Genomic DNA, 18390 nt, shown 5'->3' on the forward strand with positions numbered 1-18390 from the left:
TTAAATCTAGTTTTAAGGGATACTTGAAGTGATAATCTAATGATTGTCTAATCTTATTATATTCATTTTATATTTCAATTTTACTTTATATTTTATTTATATTAAAATATAAACATAAATAAAACACCCCGAATAGTTGAATTAAATTTTGTATACTTTAAAGATTCATATTTATTAGGGGATTTTATTTATCCCCCAAAACCAAAACTAAATATTTTGCGATAACAGAAAAAAAGACTTCTAAGTTAATACTTAAAGTCTTATTTTTCTGTGTATAGATTTATAATAACATTACAATTTAAAATTTTTATAAAAACCAATGTAAGACTCTAATATATAGTTTAAAAACTCTTGTTGATTTATACCTTTACTAGATAATTCACTAGCTATAGATTCAAATTCACTAAGGATAGTTTCGTCAATTCTTAGACTTTTAACTTTATAATTTCTTTTTTCTTGCTTAAACTTATAAATATCGTTTACTATATCTTCTAAACTAGATACTTCATTTTTAGGAGATTTATTTTATTGCTCTCTATAAATTCTTTTAGTATATCTATATTTTTAAGTAAGTAACTAAGGTTGTCTGAGTCAGATGAATTTAAAATAAGTCCATTATGATTAGCAGTGCTAGTTGATATAGTTTGATTTAAACTATTAAGATCATTGTTTGAAAAGTTAGGTTTGTCAATTTCTGATGTCATTTTATTTTCGTATGTAATCGGATTGCTTACTGTAAGCTTACTGTAAGTTCGTCCGGTATCAATTTTATTATTTAAGACGTACTGGTTAATTTCTTTATTAAATATATACCCTTGTTTTAGAGCTCTTCCAGCAACTGTACTCCTTGCTATTCCAATGTTTTTGCATAATATAGTTAGTGAGATTCCCTCGGTCAGGTTTGTATTCAAATAATCTATTTGCTTGTCTATACCCAATTTGTTAAATTCGTCCTTAGTCAAACTAATTCCCCCCTAATAAAAATTCGCTTTGCTCATATCGCTCAAATTTCATATCGTCAACGTCCACTCGGTAAACTCGCGTCCCGTTACTCAAACGACTACGTCTGTTGCTTAAAAAATACATAAATCTTACAATGAGCTTACAAGCATATTTTCAGAGATTACTTATTGTAAGTACTTAAAAATATGCCTGTAAGATATATGTAATATAACTATAATATAATTGTAAGCGATATATAAGAATAAAGCTTACAAAAGTTTATAAAAATGTTCGACAATAAAAAACATATCTAACTGCTTTTTGAATTAACCTTATTCCACATATAACGACTGATTATAGGTGGAACTTGGAGGTTAATTCTATTTTTTTCTATTTTACCATCATACTTATATACTCCTGTGTAAATAGGATTTGAAAGAATATAAGCTATCCTTTGTTTTGTAAAATTATATTTACGGCCAATTCTTTCGTATGAAACCCCTTTACTTCTAAGCTTGAATATATCTTTTACTATTATTGCCTCATCCTCTTTAATCATTAACATATCATTTTCAACTAATTTGTATCCAAGAGGTATTCTACCGCCAGGGAATAGATTTTTCTTTCCTTTAGCAACTCTACCAGAATGAGTTCTTTCTGAAATTAGTTTTCGCTCAAATTCAGAGAAACTACCAATCATTTGTAGAAATAGCAATCCTTGAGCTGTATTAGTGTTAAATTGTTCTGTAAGTGATATAAATCCTACTCCTATTTCTTGAAGGTAGTCAACCATGATCATTAAGTTTTTAAGACTTCTATGAATTCTATCTGCTTTGTAGACTATAATTGTATCTACATCATTTTCTTTATTTGATACAAATTCAATCATTTTATTATAGGACGGTCTGTCAGAGTCTTTTGCCGACCAACCTTCGTCAACATAAGTGTTTACTAATTCTATATTATTTAATTTACAATAAAGCTCTATCTTTTCACGTTGCATTTCTATAGATGTGTTGTCAATTTGTGATGCGGTAGATATCCTAAGATATCCTACTACTTTTTCATAGTTTAACTATTAATTTACTAAAATTATTGATTTTTAATCGACCTCTTAAATTCCATTCTAAGGCCTTTGGAAAAAGTTTTGGATGTTTTATATCGCACAAATTTTGACGGTTTCTATATAAATAATTGCTATTAAAAGGTGATCTTTTTAAATATAGATAATTTTTAAAATCAACTAATTTGAAAATGCATCTGTTTTTATGTTCTAGTAAAAATAATTCATCCCCTACAAGCATGATATCTTCTGTTTTATTTGAATAATATAATAATCTAGGATTAATTATATTATATAAGGAGTTTTTAGTATCCTTAGAGTTAAATATCATATATATTAAGTTTTTACTCATTTTAATAAATCTCCTCCTTATTTATGATAATAATTTAAATTAAGGGTATAAAAGTGTAGTCAAAAAAAAATTGAGATTTATTTGACTTTTATTTTAATAATATCGTAAAAATTGTTGAAAAACAATGGATAGATAAGAATTTATATATAATTTTTAAATAACTATAATACATGTAATAATTTATAGTGTAATTTTAAAAAATTAAAAATAACTTCAGAGAACTTAAAAATTAATGTGTTTTTATAAAATATACTAAATTCATATGGAATGGCATAAAATTAAATTATTTATGTAAATTTAGAAAATAGATATTTTTAAGTTGAAAAGTTGTTTTTATGTAAATAATGTTAAATTAAAACGATAATAAACTATAAAATAACTTAGTTATTTTATAGTTTTATTATCGTTTTAATTTTATTTAAAAATAGTTTAATTTATGATATTATATAAATATAATATATAATAAACTTGGAGGAAAACTAATGCAAACTAAGTTAATAACTTATTTTAATATAAAAGGCGGCATTTACAAGACTTCTATGTCTATAATAACTGCATATGAATTAGCAAAAGATAAAAATACAAATATACTCTTATGGGACTTAGATTTACAAGAAAACTTAACTCAATATGTATATAAGGTTAACCATGAAGATAAAACAACTATAGATATAGTTGATGGATTAGGTGCTGAAGAGGTTATCGTTAAGTGTCCAAATCCAAATTACCCTAATATAGACATAATACCTTCTGATATAGGATTAGCTATGTTAGATGAAAAAATAAGCTTACAACCAGCTAGGGAAAAAGTTCTTGCAAGATGGTATATGCAAAATATTGATGTACTAGAAAAATATGATTACATAATTTGTGACTTATCACCTAGTTACAATTTAACAGCTAAAAACATACTTTATTTAGCAGATTCTATAATAGTTCCTATAATGGATAAAAATATATCTTCTTTAAGAGGAGCTGCATTATTTAAAGAATTATGGACTAGAGACAAGTACTATTTAGAAAAAGAAGATAATGATATAAAAGCTACTGTATTAGTTGGATATGAAAAGCAAAGAACGCAAGTGTCTGATTTATTTGATCAGTATCTTCAAAAGTTTGAAGAATTAAAAGACATGATGCTAGAGTCATTTATAAGAAGAAATACTTTCGTTGAAAAAGCATTATTAAGCAAATTAAGCATAAGTGATTATTTAAAGAAAAATGGACAAACTCATTTCAGTAAAGAAGAAGTTGAAAATATGATAAAAGAATTAAAAGAAAAGGATGTGCTTTAGATGCCTAAGATAGATATGAATTTATTAAATGAAGAAGTTCCTACAACTAGAAAATCAACTATTGTTAATGAAACAAATGAAACAAAATCTTCATTATCTATATATGATATAGTTAAAAAGGAAAAGAAGAAGTCTAAAGAGCAAGTTGGAGTTACTTTAGATAAAGATATAGTAGACAAGTTAAAAACAGTAGTTATAGATTCAAATATAACTATGTCTAAATTGTTTGAAAATCTACTTACTCCATTACTTGAAGACGTTGAAATAAGTAAGAAGAATGTAGATATATATAATAATAAGAACAAATTAAAAGGTAGAAGAAAATCAGAATAGTTTTTTAATAAATTAAAGCGACTGGAATTAATAAATAATCTCAGTCGCTTTTAATTTATAGCCAATTTATATTAAAAAATAAATAATTCTATATTTTTTATACCATACTGAATTGATACTCTGTTCTAGTCCAATAGCAATCTACACTTGATATACAATTTTCAAATAATCTTACATCAGGTCTATTTTGTATCATAGCTACTTCATATCCAGCGACTATAGGATCTTGTAATGATGTCCATGTCTGATACCAAGGTGGTGTATATCCAGTTGTATATTGTGGATTGTTCCCATCAATATATATATTTGTATTTCCATAAGCATTAGTAATTGGAACCGAATTTGTAAGTCCTATAAATCCCTTTCTTTTACTATTTGTAAATGTATTATTACAAGCACTTATAAATGCAAAATTGCTTAAGCCAGGACTATTTTGGAGATTTGGTAACAATACTGGAGAAGTGTTATCTGCATTTAATGTATTATTATTTACATACAGCTGAAATCCGCTTCCATTTAGTTCATCAAATAAAATTAATTCTCTAAATGATGATGTATATACAGTACTTGGGTCTGTTGGATTAAGGGCTGGAACTAGTGGTTCTGGTTGAGAGATGTTACTTATTAAAAGAGCTCCAGTAAGAGTACCTCCACCAAGGTTTGAAACTCTTATAAACCCTTGTTGTCTATCTCCTTCTATTCCATAAATAGTATTACTATCTGTAATACAAGTTCCTGATATATTATGCAAGAACAAACAATATCTTTTATTTGTAGAATTTCGATTATAATTAAATGTACATTTTGTAACTTGGAACTCACCTGTATTTAGTTCAATAGCATTTTTTAAATAATCAAATATACAATTATTTATATAAATTGAATTAAATGATACATTATTTGAGTATATAAGTGATGGGTAGTTAGCGGGTACAGGTGTTAATCCGGGGGATTCAACAAATGAGATACTATCAATAACCACGTTACTACTTCCTATTACTATTATAGGTTCATATGGAGATGGAGGACTATATGTTATTATTGAAGTTGGATCTCCATTTGAATCTACGGACCCTTGTAAATATAGAGGATATGAAATTGTTATATTATCATTCAAAATATAATTACCTGCTGAAAGCTTTATAGCTGGATCTTGTGCAGATATTGCATTTTCTAATTCTGTAGTATTACTTACTAGAGTAAATGTTCCTGGAGTTGGTAAATTTCTTGGAGTTGGGGTTACGGGAGTTTCATTTTTTAAATATACGTATCCAGTTGAAAAATCAACATAGTAAGTTTCTCCGGGATTACAAGATATGGGAGCTCCAGCACCTCCTAGCACTCCAGGACCTGGAGGGCCTTCTGGACCTATATTTCCTTGTGGGCCTTGAGGTCCCTGTTCCCCCATAGCCCCTTGAGGACCTGGAGGGCCTTTCAACTTATTAATAAGGTTGCAAAAAAGCCAGTAATCATTATAATCGCAATTGCAATTATCACTTCCATTAGATGTATAATTATTGCTCATTTTTAAAACAGTCCTTTCAAAATTTAAATAGCTTTTAACTATGTTTCATATCTATTTTATGGTTATATACTGGATTAAGTTACACTTGATTAAATAATTTAATTTATCTCTCATTTCATAGAGATTTTTATAAAATTAATATAATGATAATTGTTACAATAAATAGAACAACGCTCTTTACAAAGTAACATAAAAAATTTATTCTAAAAAAAACCACATATTTGATAGATAAGATACTATAAAAACGAAATAATATATGAGAATAGAATTTCAAGTTACGATATCGGAGGAAAATGAATGAAAATTACAGAAGAGAATTTTATTCTAAAGCTTAAGCAAAAAGATGAACGGGCACTAGAATATGTAATTGATAATTATGGGTGGGTTATAAAATCCATAGTTAGAAAAAGTATGTATAACTTAGAATCATATCAAGAAGAGTGCATAAATGATATTTTGTTAGGTGTATGGAATAATATAGATCGTTTTGATAAAAGCAAGTGTTCTTTTAAAAATTGGTTGGCAGCTATAGCTAAATATAAGTCTATTGATTATAAAAGAAAGTACTTAAAAGATTTGGAAAATGAAAATATAGATGAATTGAATATAAAGGTAGATGATAATTCACATAGAGACATAATTGAAAATGAAATTAGCAAAGAAACTGAAGAAATGCTAAGTCATCTTAAAGAAAAAGATAGAGAATTATTTTTAAGACTCTATGTAAAGGAAGAAGATATGGACACTATAAGCCATGATACAGGAATTAATAAGGATGTAATTTATAATAGAGTATCTAGAGGAAAGCGTAAGATACGAGATTTATTTAAATCTAAAGAAAGGTAGATAAATTAATTATGAAAAATATATACGATATGTTTAATGATATAGATGTAGACTTAAATGAATATGAAAAAGAAGATTTTAATGATTTAGAAAAGCAAAAAGTAAAAAATAAATTTAGAAAATCTATAAAAAATAATAATACTTCAATGAAAAGTTATAAAAAATATATATCAGTAGCATCAATAGCTATTATATCAATAGCTTTGATATCTCAAACAAGAATAGGACTATATGCACAAAGTGCATTAGAAGATATTGCTGAAATTTTAAAAATATCTTTAGGAGTTGATAATCAAATAAATGAGTATTCAACTAACATACAACAATCTGTTACTAAAAGAAAACTAACGGTAGAAATAAATGATGTTATACTAGATGGAAAAGAATTAATCTTATATATGAGTAGGGAGTATGACAAAGAACTTGCGCCAAATGAGAACATAGACTTAATTTCTGAAAACTTATATATAAATGGTAAAAAGATAAATGGAAGTGTAAAAGGTTACTATGGAAACGTTGATAAAAGTAAGCAAGAGTTTGTTTTAGGATATGAATTACCAGAAGAATACAAGGGTGATATAAATGTTAAGTTAAGAATAATGGATGCAGCTATAACGAAAACAGATGATGAAAATTACTTTAAAAGAATAATAGGACCATGGAGTTTTAAATTTAAAGTTAATGGAGATAAGCTTAATAAAGATACTAAAAATATAGATCTAAATAAAAATCTAAAATTAGATACAGGTTCTAATATGGATATAATAAGTTATAGAGGAAATATCTTAAATCAGACTATAAATTTAAGCATGACAAAGCATAAGCGTATGAAAAATGAATTGGAAAATGGATTTATTGTATTAAGGGTAGAGATAATTTAGGCAATAAAATTGAGTTTACACAACATTCAGCTGATGTAGATAAAGAAAAAACTTTTTATGAATATAGATTTAATAAAGATGAATATACGTTTAATAGAGATGCTAAATATCTGAAAGTTACTCCATATTTATCATATCTAGAAAAAGAAAATAATGATTATGTTACAAAATATAAGAAACTTGGTTCAGAAATTACAATAGATCTAAGCAAATAAAATAATTATATAAAGGATGTAAATATACTTATCAAAGCCTATTTACATCCTTTATTTTTATTTTGGTTAAATTTTATTTATAAATTTATTAAAAAATAAAAAAAGTTTAGAAAAATGATAGAAACATATAACTTATATTCGAATTAATATATGCAGTTATAAAATATAAAGAATTATACTAAAAACCTTAATCAATTATAAAAGCAAAGGAGCATAAAACTAATATGAAAAGGCCAAATTTAAACTTAAATAAAAAACAAAAAATAATTTTATCAATAGTTACAATTGCAGTCACTATAGGAGGTACTGTAACATCTATTTCTTACAGCAAACAGTTAAAAGAACAAAAAATTATGCAAAGCACAGTTGAAATGTATGATGTTTCCGGAAAAGAAAAGATATTTATGAATGGAAAAGTTCTTCCAACAAAATCAGAAAAACTATTTATATATCCAGAGCATGGTAAGTTAGATAAGATACAAGTAAATAATGAACAGTACGTTGAAAAGGGAACACCTATATTCACTTGTAAAAATCAAGAACAGTTAAAAGAAATAAAATCTTTAGAGTCACAAATATTAATAAAGAAAAGAGAATTAACTTCTTTAATTGATGGTGAGAGTAAAGAAAGGGTAAATTTAGAAATAGAAAATATAAATAATAATATAAAAGAATTGAAGAAAACTGCATACTCAACAGTGTATGCACCTTTTAATGGACTAGTATATATAAATGATGAAATAATTGGAGACGAAAGTTCCTATGTAGCAATAATAGAAAGTACAGAATTTTATGTAAAAGCTCAAGTTAACGAAAGAGATTCATATAAAGTAAAAGTTCATCAAGATGCAGAAGTTACAACTATAGCAAATAAAGAAAAGCATTATGGATCTATTTCATATATTTCTAGCAGACCATATGAAGGGAATGATGAGGAACAAAGTTTTGGATCTGATTCAAATATGGCTAAATATGGATTAAACATTAAATTAGATAATCAAAACAACTTAAAAAGTGGACTTAATGCTCAAATAGTAGTTTCATATGGTACAGATAATAAAAAAATTCCTTATGAATCATTGGAAATAGATGGTAATAAAAGTTATGTATATAAGATAATAGATAATAAAGCTTATAAAACCGATGTTACTGTAAGAAGCGAAAATGGAGAGTTTGCATTTATATCGAAAGGACTTAAAGAAAACGACGTAATAATCAAGTCTTTAATAGATAAAAAAATAGAAGATGGACAAGAAGTTTATATAGATAGATTCGGATCTATACAATAAATAGATGGAGGTGAATTATTTGAAAGAAACTCTAATAGAACTTAAAGATATTCAAAAATATTATCCTATAGGTAAGGATAAACTTCATGTTTTAAAATCTATTAATTTAGAGATAACAAGTGGAGATTTTGTAATGATAATGGGTAAATCAGGGAGTGGAAAAACAACTTTATTAAATATATTAGGATTTTTAGATAAATTTAGTGATGGAAAATATCTATTTAAAGGCAATGATGTTACAAACTTAAGCGAAAAAGAACGATCTAAGTTTAGGAATAAAAATATAGGATTCGTATTTCAACAGTTCAACCTTATTCCTAACTTAAATATATACAAAAATGTAGAACTCCCAATGGTGTATAGCAATAAATACTATAAAGAAGAGAGAGATTTAGTAATTAAAGAAAAGCTAGAGATAGTAGGTCTTCTAGATAAAGTATATCAAAAACCACTAGAACTATCAGGGGGGCAACAACAACGTATAACAATAGCTCGAGCATTAGTAAATGACCCGGACATAATATTTGCAGACGAGCCAACAGGAGCATTAGATACAGATACAAGTACAGATATTATGAACCTTTTAAAAGATTTAAATAAAAAAGGAAAAACAGTAATAATGGTTACTCATGATAATGATCTTATAAAATACGCTTCTAAAATAATCAAATTAAAAGATGGTGTAATAGTAGAGGAGATTTAATCATGGTAATTATAAAAAATGCATTAGATAATATAAGAAGTAATAAATTACGTGTGGCAGTAGCAATGGTTTGGATAGTACTAGGAATAACATCTGTGGTAGTAGTTTCGAGTGTGGGAGAGGGAATTGAAAAACAAAGTAAAATTGCAGCTATGAATCCTAAATTTAGGACTTCAACAATAACTTTTGATCCTAACTATGAAAGCAATTTAGAGTCATCATTTTTCGAAGCATTTTCAAACGGAGATGTAGATATGATTAAATCTATGACCGGAATAGAACGTATAACCCCTAAGTATGGTGACAATGAGGGCGGGGTTATAACAGGTGGAATGCTGTCCACATCTATAGGAGAAGAGTTTGCAGAGTTTAAACCAGTAGATAAAGAAACTAAGTTAAATGTTGATTTTGGAAGAGGATTTTCACTTGATGATTTAGATCGTAAAACAGTAATTATAGAAGATAGTTTAGCCTATAGCTTATTTGACTTAAGTCCTAAAAATTCAATTGGGGAATTTGTAAAAATAGAAGGAGAGTATTTTGAAATAGTAGGTATTATCAAAGTAAAAGCAACAAGTTCGACTGATGATCCAGAAGAATATTATAGACAATCTAGATGCTATATACCAGAAAAGGCTTTAGAAGAATTAGGAAATAAAAATAGCTTTGGAAGTACTATAACAGGAGTTGAGATATTAGTGGCTAATGGATATGACTCAAATGAAATTAGTTTTAGTGTAGTAGAAAAATTACAAGAACTTAAAAAAGATGAACTAGGTGAAATAGGAGAATATGGGGTTAAAGGAGGAAGTGAAGAAAGCCATGAGATGATGTTCTTCCAAAACCAGATAAATAGATTTACAACTATACTCTCTAATGTATCATTGATAATTGGAGGAATAGGGATAATGAATATAATGTATATGTCTGTATCAGAAAGACAGAGGGAAATAGGCATAAGAAGAGCTATAGGAGCACAACCAAGTGATATATTGATACAGTTTTTAATTGAAACAGTAGTTATAGCAGTATTAGGTGGAATAGTGGGGATAGTCATTGGAACTATAGCCGCAGGAAAAGTTGGTGCATACTTTGGTATGGAATCACAAGCAAGTATCAAAGTATACGTGAAAGCTATAGGAGTATCTATTCTTGTAGGAACTATATTTGGAGCTATTCCAGCAACTAAAGCCTCTAAACTTGATCCAATAAAAGCTATTCAAGGATAAATAATAAAATTAATTAAAGGAGATAATTAAAATGAAAATAGATTTTAAAAATAAAAAAGTACAAATGATAATAGGGTTAGGAGTAGCTGTTTTAATAGCAGGTACTGTTATCTGGGGAAAATAAATACTAATTTAAATAATATGGTAGATACAGGTTCGTTCATAATTGGAATGCACGATATAAATAAAGATAGAAAAAGTCTAATATCTGAAGCAGAAAAGAACATGTCTAATCATAAAGACTTACAAAGTCAGGCACAAGAACTTATAGATGATTTAAATGCAATTGAAAAATTAGAAAGGAAAGAACTAGATAAAGTTGGAAGTAAATATGAAGATGCTACTTTAGTAAATAAAACAATTGATGTTTATAATAAGTTAGATACAAATATAGATACGTTTGTTTTATCATATGAGGAAAATAAAGATGCTCAAAAGGATAAGTCAATTTCAAGGTCAATGGATTCAATTATAGAGAATGAATATTCTATTGATAAAATGGTTAAAGAATTTAATGAAGTATATAGAGTTAAGTATAATAATGCTGTAAATTCTTTTCCTATTAAATTAATAGCTGAGAAAAAGGGATGGGTTAATATAAATGAGTTGAAATCAAATTAGAAAATAATAAAAAGCTATAAAGCATAGGTAGAATGCTTTATAGCTTTTATATATCAATGTAAAATTATAAAAACCTTACTTACTTGTAGTATTAAATTGCGGAATATCTATTTCTATTTTTCATCTTCAAAAATCTTAGTCTCTGTATCAGGAATAAAAAGACCAGGAGTTATTATGATTTTCTTTTCTGTACCTTTAAGTTCAAAATGGTAATACATATCGTTTTTGCTACAACTTCCACTATTACCACCTAATAAGCTATTGCCACTTTCATCTTCTATATAGAAATCTGTAAAGTGTTGTAAACGCGCTACCTCAGACTTATTTCCTTCTAATTGTGTTTTAATATTAACGGAAATAGGAGATATCTTTATTTGATCAATTTTCAACTTAACTTTATCGTTTATATTTATATACTTATTAACATCAACAACCTTTAAATCATTAGATATATTAGAAGTATTTATAGTCGTATTAAATTCCCAGTTTCCAAAAGTTTTAAATAATAGCCTTCCTTTTTCAGATTTTGACTCACCTAAATCAAAATCTTTAAATTGAATCTTTAAGTTGTAATCTTTATCTTTTTTTAAACTGTCAAGTAAATCAATGTCTGTATCTCCAATACCATCTCCATCAGTATCTTTTCTGTTTAAGTTAATAGTATATAAAAATTCTTTTTTATTTTCATTTTTAACATCTCTTGGGCTTATTCCTCCCCCTTGTCCAGGGAAAGAGATATCTCCTATAGTTATTATAGGTATATCAGGCATGAAATCTTTTTTATCAACTCCATGTTTTTTAAAATCAAAATTAGTATAATCCATACTTAAACTTATAATTAATTGTCCATCATCTAACATTACGTCTCCTAAATTAAGAACTAATCCGTTATCTGTTATTGATTGATTTCCTTCAAATTTATACTTATCAAACTCACTATAGTCTCTACCTAAGAAAGATTCAATACGACCTGCTAAAAGATTTATATATGCCCATGTAGTCTCATTCGTTAGAGCTACTGTTCCAAGTATAAGAACTGCTGAGACACTTGCAGCAATTAGTTTTTTAGTTGTTTGTTTTCTTGATTTCAACTTAGATTTCATTATATTTTTCATTTTAGTATTATCAGTTTTTACTTCATCATATTTATCAAATTGAATTTTTTCGTTGTTTAATACTTTATATTTATCTATCAATTTATTTCCCTCCCTCATTTAATAAAGATTTTCTTATTTTTGCCTTTCCCCTAGATAACTTACTATGTACACTTGAAATAGCTAATTTTTTGTCATTTGCTATATCTATTACACTTTCATCATTTAGGTAGTATCGTCTAAATATTTCTTTATCTCCTTCGGACAAGAATTTTAATGTTTCATTTAATTCCTCTTGAATTTCAATTTTTAGTAAATTTTTATCTATGTAATAGTTTTGTTCATCTAAATCTGATATTTCTATTTTATTTAAATACTTTCTTTTATAATCAATTGCTTTATATTTAGCTATTGCACATATCCAGTTTTTAAAAGTATTTTTATCTTGGTCAAAGCCTTCTACATTATCCCAAATCGCTAGCAAAGTATCACTAACACACTCTTCTTCATAATTAACAAGAGATCCTAGATGGTATCTAATTACAGAAGTAATAAGGCTATTATACTGATCTATTAAAATTTCCATTCCTTTTTGATTTTTCTTTTTTATATATTTAATCATTAACTTGTCTTTCAAGTTGTTTCCTCCTCACTATAAAAGCTTTTACATTACTTAATTCGTAAATTAATACAAAAAACTTGCATATTTTAAATATTTTTTATTAATCTTTCTTGTTAATAAGGTAATTAACGAGGAATGAGTACTTATTGTAATGAAGTTTTTGTTGTTAACTTCTTTATAGATATATGATTAATTATATTGTTAATTAGCTAAATAACAATATACAATAGAAAGTATAGTCACAGTAAAAAGTCTCTAGATTAAACCAAATAGTTAAATCTAGAGACTTTAATTACATTGTTTATTTTTAAGTTCAACTGGTATTACTTTAAATCAATATCAAAGTCCTCCCCAACTTTCTTCCACTTATTATTAGAAGAATCTGATGCATATAAAGAAAGTTTTAATTTACTAGAATCTTTTTTTATACGTTTATGGGAATTATCAAGTTTAAAAATTCCTTTTCCATTATTACTATAGTCACAATAAAACTCAACTTTATTTCCAAGATCATCATTTCCAGCAAGTTTCATAAGATACTCTGTTCCATCCGTAGTATTATAATTATACTCTTTAGATTTTGATTTCTCTGTCTTTTGCTCATCATTTTCAAATTTGAATATGCCTAATTTTTTAGCGTATATATTTTTGTATTGTATCGTATTTACATTTTGTACTTCCATTATATTTCTCCATTTATCCACACTTATTACATTTTTTTCCATATTAATTCTGGCATATATTTAACTAATTAATTATATAAAGTTAAAATTTTGTTTTTTCGACTTGATTCGATATTTTGATTCGATTTATGACTAAAAATTAAGACAAATATTTACAACCAAATGAATTCTATTTGGATAATTTTAATTTTATGATAATATTTTACATTAAATAAGCTATAAATATTTTGGGATTTTATCTTCTAGATAATCTTAGTTGAATTTTGGGAGGGGTTAAAATGTATAACGATATTAGAGTTACAAAACAAGAAGTAAGAGACTTCTTATTAATTAATTTTGGATTGATTACGTTTCTATCTATATTTGTATTTATTAGCTTTTCTAGGCCAAATAGTGATGATTTTTTATATAACTTTGCTATAACATTTATGTATATTCCAGCTTTTTCAGTAATGGTAGTGCTTAAAAAGAGTTCTTATTATGAATTTAGTGATGTTGTAAATAAGTTCTTTAATTTCTTTATAATAGGGACAATATTAAGAGTTATTTTTTCTATAGTTGAGCCTTTTTTAATAAAGAATGTTATTATCTCTTCTTTAATAGATCCAATTGTATCTTTGTATATTTTGTATAGTGTATTTGTAAATTCTTCTTACTTTAAAATTTTCAATTTATCACTAAATAAAAACTTTAAAAAGGTATTGTTCTGTATAGGCATATATTTAGTTATATTTACAGTTAGATGTAGTTCTGACCTTATTCATATGCACTTTAGTATAGCGAATTTTATTGATGCATTACTACAAATTTCAGTCGGGATGGTGATGAATATAATATTTGGTATTAGCTTGTTTTTTGGAGAAGAGTTTGGGTGGAGATATTTCCTACAACCTAGGCTTCAAAAGATATACGGGAAAAGATCAGGGGTGATAATCCTAGGACCTATATGGGGTATTTGGCACTTACCTCTTTGTATGACTCTTTACAGTCCTCAAACTCCGATTTATTGTATTATAAATCATGTATTATTCTGCACAACACTGGGAGTATTTTTAGGTTATTCTTATATGAAAACAGAAAATCTGTGGACCCCAATGTTAATTCATTTAATTGGAAACTTAATTACACTTTCAAGTGGTGGTGGGCTAGATACAATAATTACATTAAACGATCTTCTAATAGCTATTTTGTTTGAATCTGTATTATATTTACCATTTTTATTTGCAAAAGTATATAGACCTAACAAGGATGACATCGGGGTATCTATTGATAATTAGAAAATTACAAAAAGGGTTGTATCTATTTGATACAACCCTTTTTAAGGCCTTAAAATAATAGTGTTTAATAAATGTTTCTTATTAAACACTATTATTACATAATGTTAGTAGATAAATGTTTGTTCATGTAGATTTTATTTAATAGTAAAATCCTAATAACAGTTTAATTTAAACTCATACTTATCTTCTTGTACGCTTAGAATAACTTTAAAAGAATAAATACACTATTGATTAAAAATTTGTCATTTGGCTATTAATGAACGTAGCTAATGGGTATTTATATATTTTGCAACTTTTTAATTTAATTGGAATATTAATATTATATATAAATATTGATAAAAGTTAATTCATAGATTATAATGTACTTTAAATAAAAAGTTACCAAATAGTATTTAATAAATCTTTATTTTAAACTGTATTTACAAAAATAGGATTGGTAACAATACCTTCAGGACTATATTGATTAGTTTTAAAAAATATTTCTGATGGTTTTTTATTTATTATTTTAAGGAGGAAGAAATGAATAATTTAGATTCAGACCCCGGGGCCTTTATGCCTCAAATAATTTTAATAGCATTACTTACTGCTATTAACGCGTTTTTCGCATCAGCAGAAATGGCTATAGTTTCTGTAAATAAATCAAAAATAAAACAATTAAGTGCAAGCGGAAACAAAAAAGCTCAATTGCTTGAAAAACTCATGGAAGATCCAAGTAATTTCCTATCAACTATTCAAATTGGAATAACTTTAGCTGGATTTTTCTCAAGTGCATCTGCTGCTACAGGGATATCTACACATCTTTCAAATGTATTAGCTCCACTTAGTATACCTTATTATAAGGAACTATGTATGTTTATAGTAACAATAATACTTTCATATTTTACATTAGTATTTGGAGAATTAGTACCAAAAAGAATTGCTTTGAAAAAAGCAGAAAGGATATCATTATTTTCGGTAAAGCCAATTTACATTATATCTAAAATTGCAAAACCATTTATAAAGCTTTTATCATTTTCAACTAGCCTGGTTTTAAAAATAATAAGAAATAATGATATGGATATTGAGGAAAGAGTTTCTGAGGAAGAAATTAGAACTTTAATATCACAATCTCAAGAAGATGGATGTATTGAAAATGAAGAAAAACAGATGATATATAGCATATTTGAATTTAATGATAAGACTGCTAAGGAAATTATGACATCTAGACATGATATGTTTGCGGTAGACATAGAAGATGATTTGGATGAAATACTAGAAGGAGTAATAGCATCAGGATACTCTAGAATACCTGTATATGAAGATAATAAGGATAATATCCTCGGTATATTATATGTAAAAGACTTATTAGTAAAAGCTAAGAAGGTTGGATTTAAAAATATAAATTTAAAAACAATGCTTCATGACCCATATTTTGTTTCAAAGTCTATTAGAACAAATGAATTATTTAAACTTCTAAAGGATAAAAAGGTCCACTTAGCGTTATTAATTGATGAATATGGTGGAATAGAAGGGCTAGTAACTATGGAAGATTTAATTGAAGAAATTATGGGAGATATTGAGGATGAATACGATAAAACTAAATCTACTATAACACAAATTGATGATAGTAATTTTATTGTAAAAGGATATTTGACAATAAGTGAATTTAACAATAAATTTGATATAGATATAGAGCAAGGTGACTATGATACTTTAAATGGATATATACTTACATTGTTAGGTGATTTCCCAGAAGAAGGTCGAGAAATTGAATTAGACAATTTTACATTTTTAATTGAAAATGTAAATAAAAGAAGAATTGAAGATATAAGAGTAAGTATAAAAAACAGATGTGCGCAAATATCATAATGAGTTTTTATACACTTGAAATTTAAACAAAAATGAGTAAATCCCTACATCTAAGGGTTTACTCATTTTTTTATATTATACAGCACTTAAACTAAAGTTATGAGTTAATAAGTGTTTTGCAAATTCATCTAGTTTGCTTATTGTTTGTTTTATATCATTTTCTGTTGTTTCATGATTAATAGCACACATTCTTAAAACAACTTTACCATTTAAAACTGTTGTAAATATTCCTGCATAGTTTTCTTGAAGTGCTAAATGTGAAATATTATTGTTAAGTGTATCTATATCTTGTTCAGACATTCCAGATGGAGCATATCTAAAATTGATAATTGCTAATTTAGGATCAGATATTATTTCCCAATTCTCAAATCCTAATAATGTATTCTTAATATATTCTGCAAGATGAATACCATATTCAATTCTTCTGCTCATTTCACTAGTTCCTAGAGTTTGTAATGTAAACCAAAGTTTAAGACCCCTAGTCGGTCTTGTTAATTCAATACCTATGTTTCCATAGTTTATTTCATCGTCATTTATATCTAAGTCTCTTAAATACTCTGGATTTTCACTAAAACTTTTTGCTAAATCGTTTTTGTCTTTTACAAGAACCATTGCACAACTATATGTTTGGAATAACCATTTATGTGCATCCCAACTTAAGCTATCAGCATTTTCTATTCCTTTTAATAAATGATTATAGTTTTCAGATAATAATATCGATGCTCCATAAGCTCCATCTACATGCATCCATAACCCATATTCTGAACATATATCAGATATTTCTGGTATTGGATCAATACTTCCAGTATTTGTAGTCCCTGCACTAGCTATAACAACAAAAGGATGCAGTCCATTTGTTATATCATTTCTTATTGCTTTTTCTAGTTCATCTATCTTCATTCTATAATTTGAATCTGAAGGTATTTTTCTGATATTCTTAGGAGATATTCCTGATATTTTAAGTGCTTTTTTAATTGAACTATGAGTTTGATCAGATACATAAGCAGTTCCCAAATGTAATTTATCAAATGAAAGTTTGTTATCTCTTGCAGCTACCATTGCTGTAAGATTTGCCATAGATCCTCCTGAAACAAATAGTCCGCTCGATTGTTCTGTGTTATATCCAGCTTTTTCAGATAGCCATTTAATTAATGTTTTTTCAATAAAACTAGCAGCTGATGTTGTCATCCAGCATCCAGCATGCAAGTTATAAGCACTGGACATTACATCTCCAATCCAAGAATTCAAATCTGCTGGCCCAGGTATAAATCCAAAAAATCTTGGATGGTTTACTCTTGCTCCATACTCATAAACTTCTTTTATCATTTCTTCCATAACTTCTTGTACCTGTCTCCCCTGACTAGGTATATTTATGTTTCTAAGTTTATTTATTTGATTAGAATCAGCTACTTTTACTACTTCATTAGATTCTAACGATTCAAGTCCTTTAAAGTATTGATCAATAAAATAATTTAAAGAATTTTTAAGTTCTAAATTGTTCATGTTGCTTTACCCCCATTTCTACGCAATTGTCCTTGTCTTTTTTAAGCCACGTTCATGATATCATCAAAA

At 26.8% G+C, this 18390-nt stretch carries 18 protein-coding genes and 1 pseudogene; 10 read left to right on the top strand and 9 right to left on the bottom strand.

What is annotated here, in order from left to right; translation table 11 throughout:
* Positions 1-491 precede the first annotated feature (491 nt).
* The 4 genes and pseudogenes from LEQ07_RS05235 to LEQ07_RS05250 form a co-directional block, all read right to left on the bottom strand.
* Positions 492-962, bottom strand: coding sequence for a hypothetical protein (locus tag LEQ07_RS05235; protein WP_263329784.1), 471 nt, complete (start codon positions 960-962; stop codon positions 492-494).
* A 290-nt stretch (positions 963-1252) separates the two neighbouring features.
* Positions 1253-1507 (bottom strand): recombinase family protein, encoded by a 255-nt coding sequence (locus tag LEQ07_RS05240; protein WP_317852022.1) that lies wholly within the window; start codon positions 1505-1507, stop codon positions 1253-1255.
* A gap of 66 nt (positions 1508-1573) precedes the next feature.
* Positions 1574-1990, bottom strand: a pseudogene (locus LEQ07_RS05245) (recombinase family protein); the annotation flags it as partial.
* Positions 1991-2006: 16 nt separating this feature from the next.
* Positions 2007-2357 carry a hypothetical protein gene (locus LEQ07_RS05250; protein ID WP_263329786.1) on the bottom strand — a complete coding sequence of 117 codons (351 nt, stop codon included), beginning with the start codon at positions 2355-2357 and terminating at the stop codon, positions 2007-2009.
* Between the two features lie 482 nt (positions 2358-2839).
* Here LEQ07_RS05250 and LEQ07_RS05255 point away from each other — a divergent pair, with 482 nt between their 5' ends.
* Positions 2840-3652: a ParA family protein gene (locus tag LEQ07_RS05255; RefSeq protein WP_263329787.1), complete on the top strand. Its 813-nt coding sequence runs from the start codon at positions 2840-2842 to the stop codon at positions 3650-3652.
* Positions 3653-3985, top strand: a complete 333-nt coding sequence (locus LEQ07_RS05260; protein ID WP_035117912.1) for a hypothetical protein — start codon at positions 3653-3655, stop codon at positions 3983-3985.
* A gap of 97 nt (positions 3986-4082) precedes the next feature.
* Here the strand turns inward: LEQ07_RS05260 and LEQ07_RS05265 are convergent, their stop codons facing one another.
* Positions 4083-5510 (bottom strand): hypothetical protein, encoded by a 1428-nt coding sequence (locus LEQ07_RS05265; RefSeq protein ID WP_263329788.1) that lies wholly within the window; start codon positions 5508-5510, stop codon positions 4083-4085.
* A 297-nt stretch (positions 5511-5807) separates the two neighbouring features.
* Between LEQ07_RS05265 and LEQ07_RS05270 the strand changes: the two genes are divergently transcribed.
* The 6 genes from LEQ07_RS05270 to LEQ07_RS05295 all read left to right on the top strand — a co-directional run bounded on the left by LEQ07_RS05270 (position 5808) and on the right by LEQ07_RS05295 (position 11294).
* Positions 5808-6356 carry a sigma-70 family RNA polymerase sigma factor gene (locus LEQ07_RS05270; protein WP_263329789.1) on the top strand — a complete coding sequence of 183 codons (549 nt, stop codon included), beginning with the start codon at positions 5808-5810 and terminating at the stop codon, positions 6354-6356.
* Positions 6357-6367: 11 nt separating this feature from the next.
* Positions 6368-7237 carry a DUF4179 domain-containing protein gene (locus LEQ07_RS05275; protein ID WP_263329790.1) on the top strand — a complete coding sequence of 290 codons (870 nt, stop codon included), beginning with the start codon at positions 6368-6370 and terminating at the stop codon, positions 7235-7237.
* A 439-nt stretch (positions 7238-7676) separates the two neighbouring features.
* Positions 7677-8741: an efflux RND transporter periplasmic adaptor subunit gene (locus LEQ07_RS05280; protein ID WP_263329791.1), complete on the top strand. Its 1065-nt coding sequence runs from the start codon at positions 7677-7679 to the stop codon at positions 8739-8741.
* A 4-nt stretch (positions 8742-8745) separates the two neighbouring features.
* The gene (locus tag LEQ07_RS05285; protein WP_263329792.1) at positions 8746-9444 is read left to right on the top strand and encodes an ABC transporter ATP-binding protein; all 699 of its coding nucleotides are present in this window, start codon (positions 8746-8748) and stop codon (positions 9442-9444) included.
* Between the two features lie 2 nt (positions 9445-9446).
* On the top strand, positions 9447-10673 hold the full coding sequence (locus tag LEQ07_RS05290; protein ID WP_263329793.1) for an ABC transporter permease: 1227 nt from the start codon (positions 9447-9449) through the stop codon (positions 10671-10673).
* A 141-nt stretch (positions 10674-10814) separates the two neighbouring features.
* Entirely contained in the window at positions 10815-11294 is a 480-nt protein-coding gene (locus LEQ07_RS05295; protein WP_263329794.1) for a hypothetical protein, read from the top strand.
* A gap of 113 nt (positions 11295-11407) precedes the next feature.
* On the opposite strand, the gene LEQ07_RS05300 is transcribed toward LEQ07_RS05295, so the two are convergent.
* From LEQ07_RS05300 to LEQ07_RS05310, 3 genes are all read right to left on the bottom strand, one after another.
* Positions 11408-12490, bottom strand: a complete 1083-nt coding sequence (locus LEQ07_RS05300; protein ID WP_263329795.1) for a DUF4179 domain-containing protein — start codon at positions 12488-12490, stop codon at positions 11408-11410.
* A gap of 1 nt (position 12491) precedes the next feature.
* The gene (locus LEQ07_RS05305; RefSeq protein ID WP_046822955.1) at positions 12492-13025 is read right to left on the bottom strand and encodes a sigma-70 family RNA polymerase sigma factor; all 534 of its coding nucleotides are present in this window, start codon (positions 13023-13025) and stop codon (positions 12492-12494) included.
* Positions 13026-13333: 308 nt separating this feature from the next.
* Positions 13334-13735: a hypothetical protein gene (locus tag LEQ07_RS05310; RefSeq protein WP_263329796.1), complete on the bottom strand. Its 402-nt coding sequence runs from the start codon at positions 13733-13735 to the stop codon at positions 13334-13336.
* A 236-nt stretch (positions 13736-13971) separates the two neighbouring features.
* Between LEQ07_RS05310 and LEQ07_RS05315 the strand changes: the two genes are divergently transcribed.
* A complete protein-coding gene (locus tag LEQ07_RS05315; protein WP_263329797.1) occupies positions 13972-14970 on the top strand; it encodes a CPBP family intramembrane glutamic endopeptidase in 999 nt (332 codons plus the stop codon).
* A gap of 519 nt (positions 14971-15489) precedes the next feature.
* Positions 15490-16818 carry a hemolysin family protein gene (locus LEQ07_RS05320; RefSeq protein WP_263329798.1) on the top strand — a complete coding sequence of 443 codons (1329 nt, stop codon included), beginning with the start codon at positions 15490-15492 and terminating at the stop codon, positions 16816-16818.
* A gap of 75 nt (positions 16819-16893) precedes the next feature.
* Here LEQ07_RS05320 and LEQ07_RS05325 read toward each other — a convergent pair whose 3' ends face one another.
* Positions 16894-18321: a pyridoxal phosphate-dependent decarboxylase family protein gene (locus LEQ07_RS05325; protein WP_046822959.1), complete on the bottom strand. Its 1428-nt coding sequence runs from the start codon at positions 18319-18321 to the stop codon at positions 16894-16896.
* Positions 18322-18390: the final 69 nt, after the last annotated feature.

It is taken from the genome of Paraclostridium sp. AKS73, from assembly GCF_025671395.1.
GTDB lineage: Bacteria > Bacillota > Clostridia > Peptostreptococcales > Peptostreptococcaceae > Paraclostridium > Paraclostridium benzoelyticum.

Excerpts from the sequence above, each read along its gene's own strand:
- LEQ07_RS05275 (WP_263329790.1), top strand. The coding sequence starts at position 6,368 with ATGAAAAATATATACGATATGTTTAATGATATAGATGTAGACTTAAAT.
- LEQ07_RS05250 (WP_263329786.1), bottom strand. The coding sequence starts at position 2,357 with ATGAGTAAAAACTTAATATATATGATATTTAACTCTAAGGATACTAAA.
- LEQ07_RS05270 (WP_263329789.1), top strand. The coding sequence starts at position 5,808 with ATGAAAATTACAGAAGAGAATTTTATTCTAAAGCTTAAGCAAAAAGAT.
- LEQ07_RS05295 (WP_263329794.1), top strand. The coding sequence starts at position 10,815 with ATGGTAGATACAGGTTCGTTCATAATTGGAATGCACGATATAAATAAA.
- LEQ07_RS05315 (WP_263329797.1), top strand. The coding sequence starts at position 13,972 with ATGTATAACGATATTAGAGTTACAAAACAAGAAGTAAGAGACTTCTTA.
- LEQ07_RS05265 (WP_263329788.1), bottom strand. The coding sequence starts at position 5,510 with ATGAGCAATAATTATACATCTAATGGAAGTGATAATTGCAATTGCGAT.
- LEQ07_RS05260 (WP_035117912.1), top strand. The coding sequence starts at position 3,653 with ATGCCTAAGATAGATATGAATTTATTAAATGAAGAAGTTCCTACAACT.
- LEQ07_RS05320 (WP_263329798.1), top strand. The coding sequence starts at position 15,490 with ATGAATAATTTAGATTCAGACCCCGGGGCCTTTATGCCTCAAATAATT.
- LEQ07_RS05240 (WP_317852022.1), bottom strand. The coding sequence starts at position 1,507 with ATGTTAATGATTAAAGAGGATGAGGCAATAATAGTAAAAGATATATTC.
- LEQ07_RS05290 (WP_263329793.1), top strand. The coding sequence starts at position 9,447 with ATGGTAATTATAAAAAATGCATTAGATAATATAAGAAGTAATAAATTA.
- LEQ07_RS05280 (WP_263329791.1), top strand. The coding sequence starts at position 7,677 with ATGAAAAGGCCAAATTTAAACTTAAATAAAAAACAAAAAATAATTTTA.
- LEQ07_RS05310 (WP_263329796.1), bottom strand. The coding sequence starts at position 13,735 with ATGGAAAAAAATGTAATAAGTGTGGATAAATGGAGAAATATAATGGAA.
- LEQ07_RS05255 (WP_263329787.1), top strand. The coding sequence starts at position 2,840 with ATGCAAACTAAGTTAATAACTTATTTTAATATAAAAGGCGGCATTTAC.
- LEQ07_RS05285 (WP_263329792.1), top strand. The coding sequence starts at position 8,746 with ATGGAGGTGAATTATTTGAAAGAAACTCTAATAGAACTTAAAGATATT.
- LEQ07_RS05325 (WP_046822959.1), bottom strand. The coding sequence starts at position 18,321 with ATGAACAATTTAGAACTTAAAAATTCTTTAAATTATTTTATTGATCAA.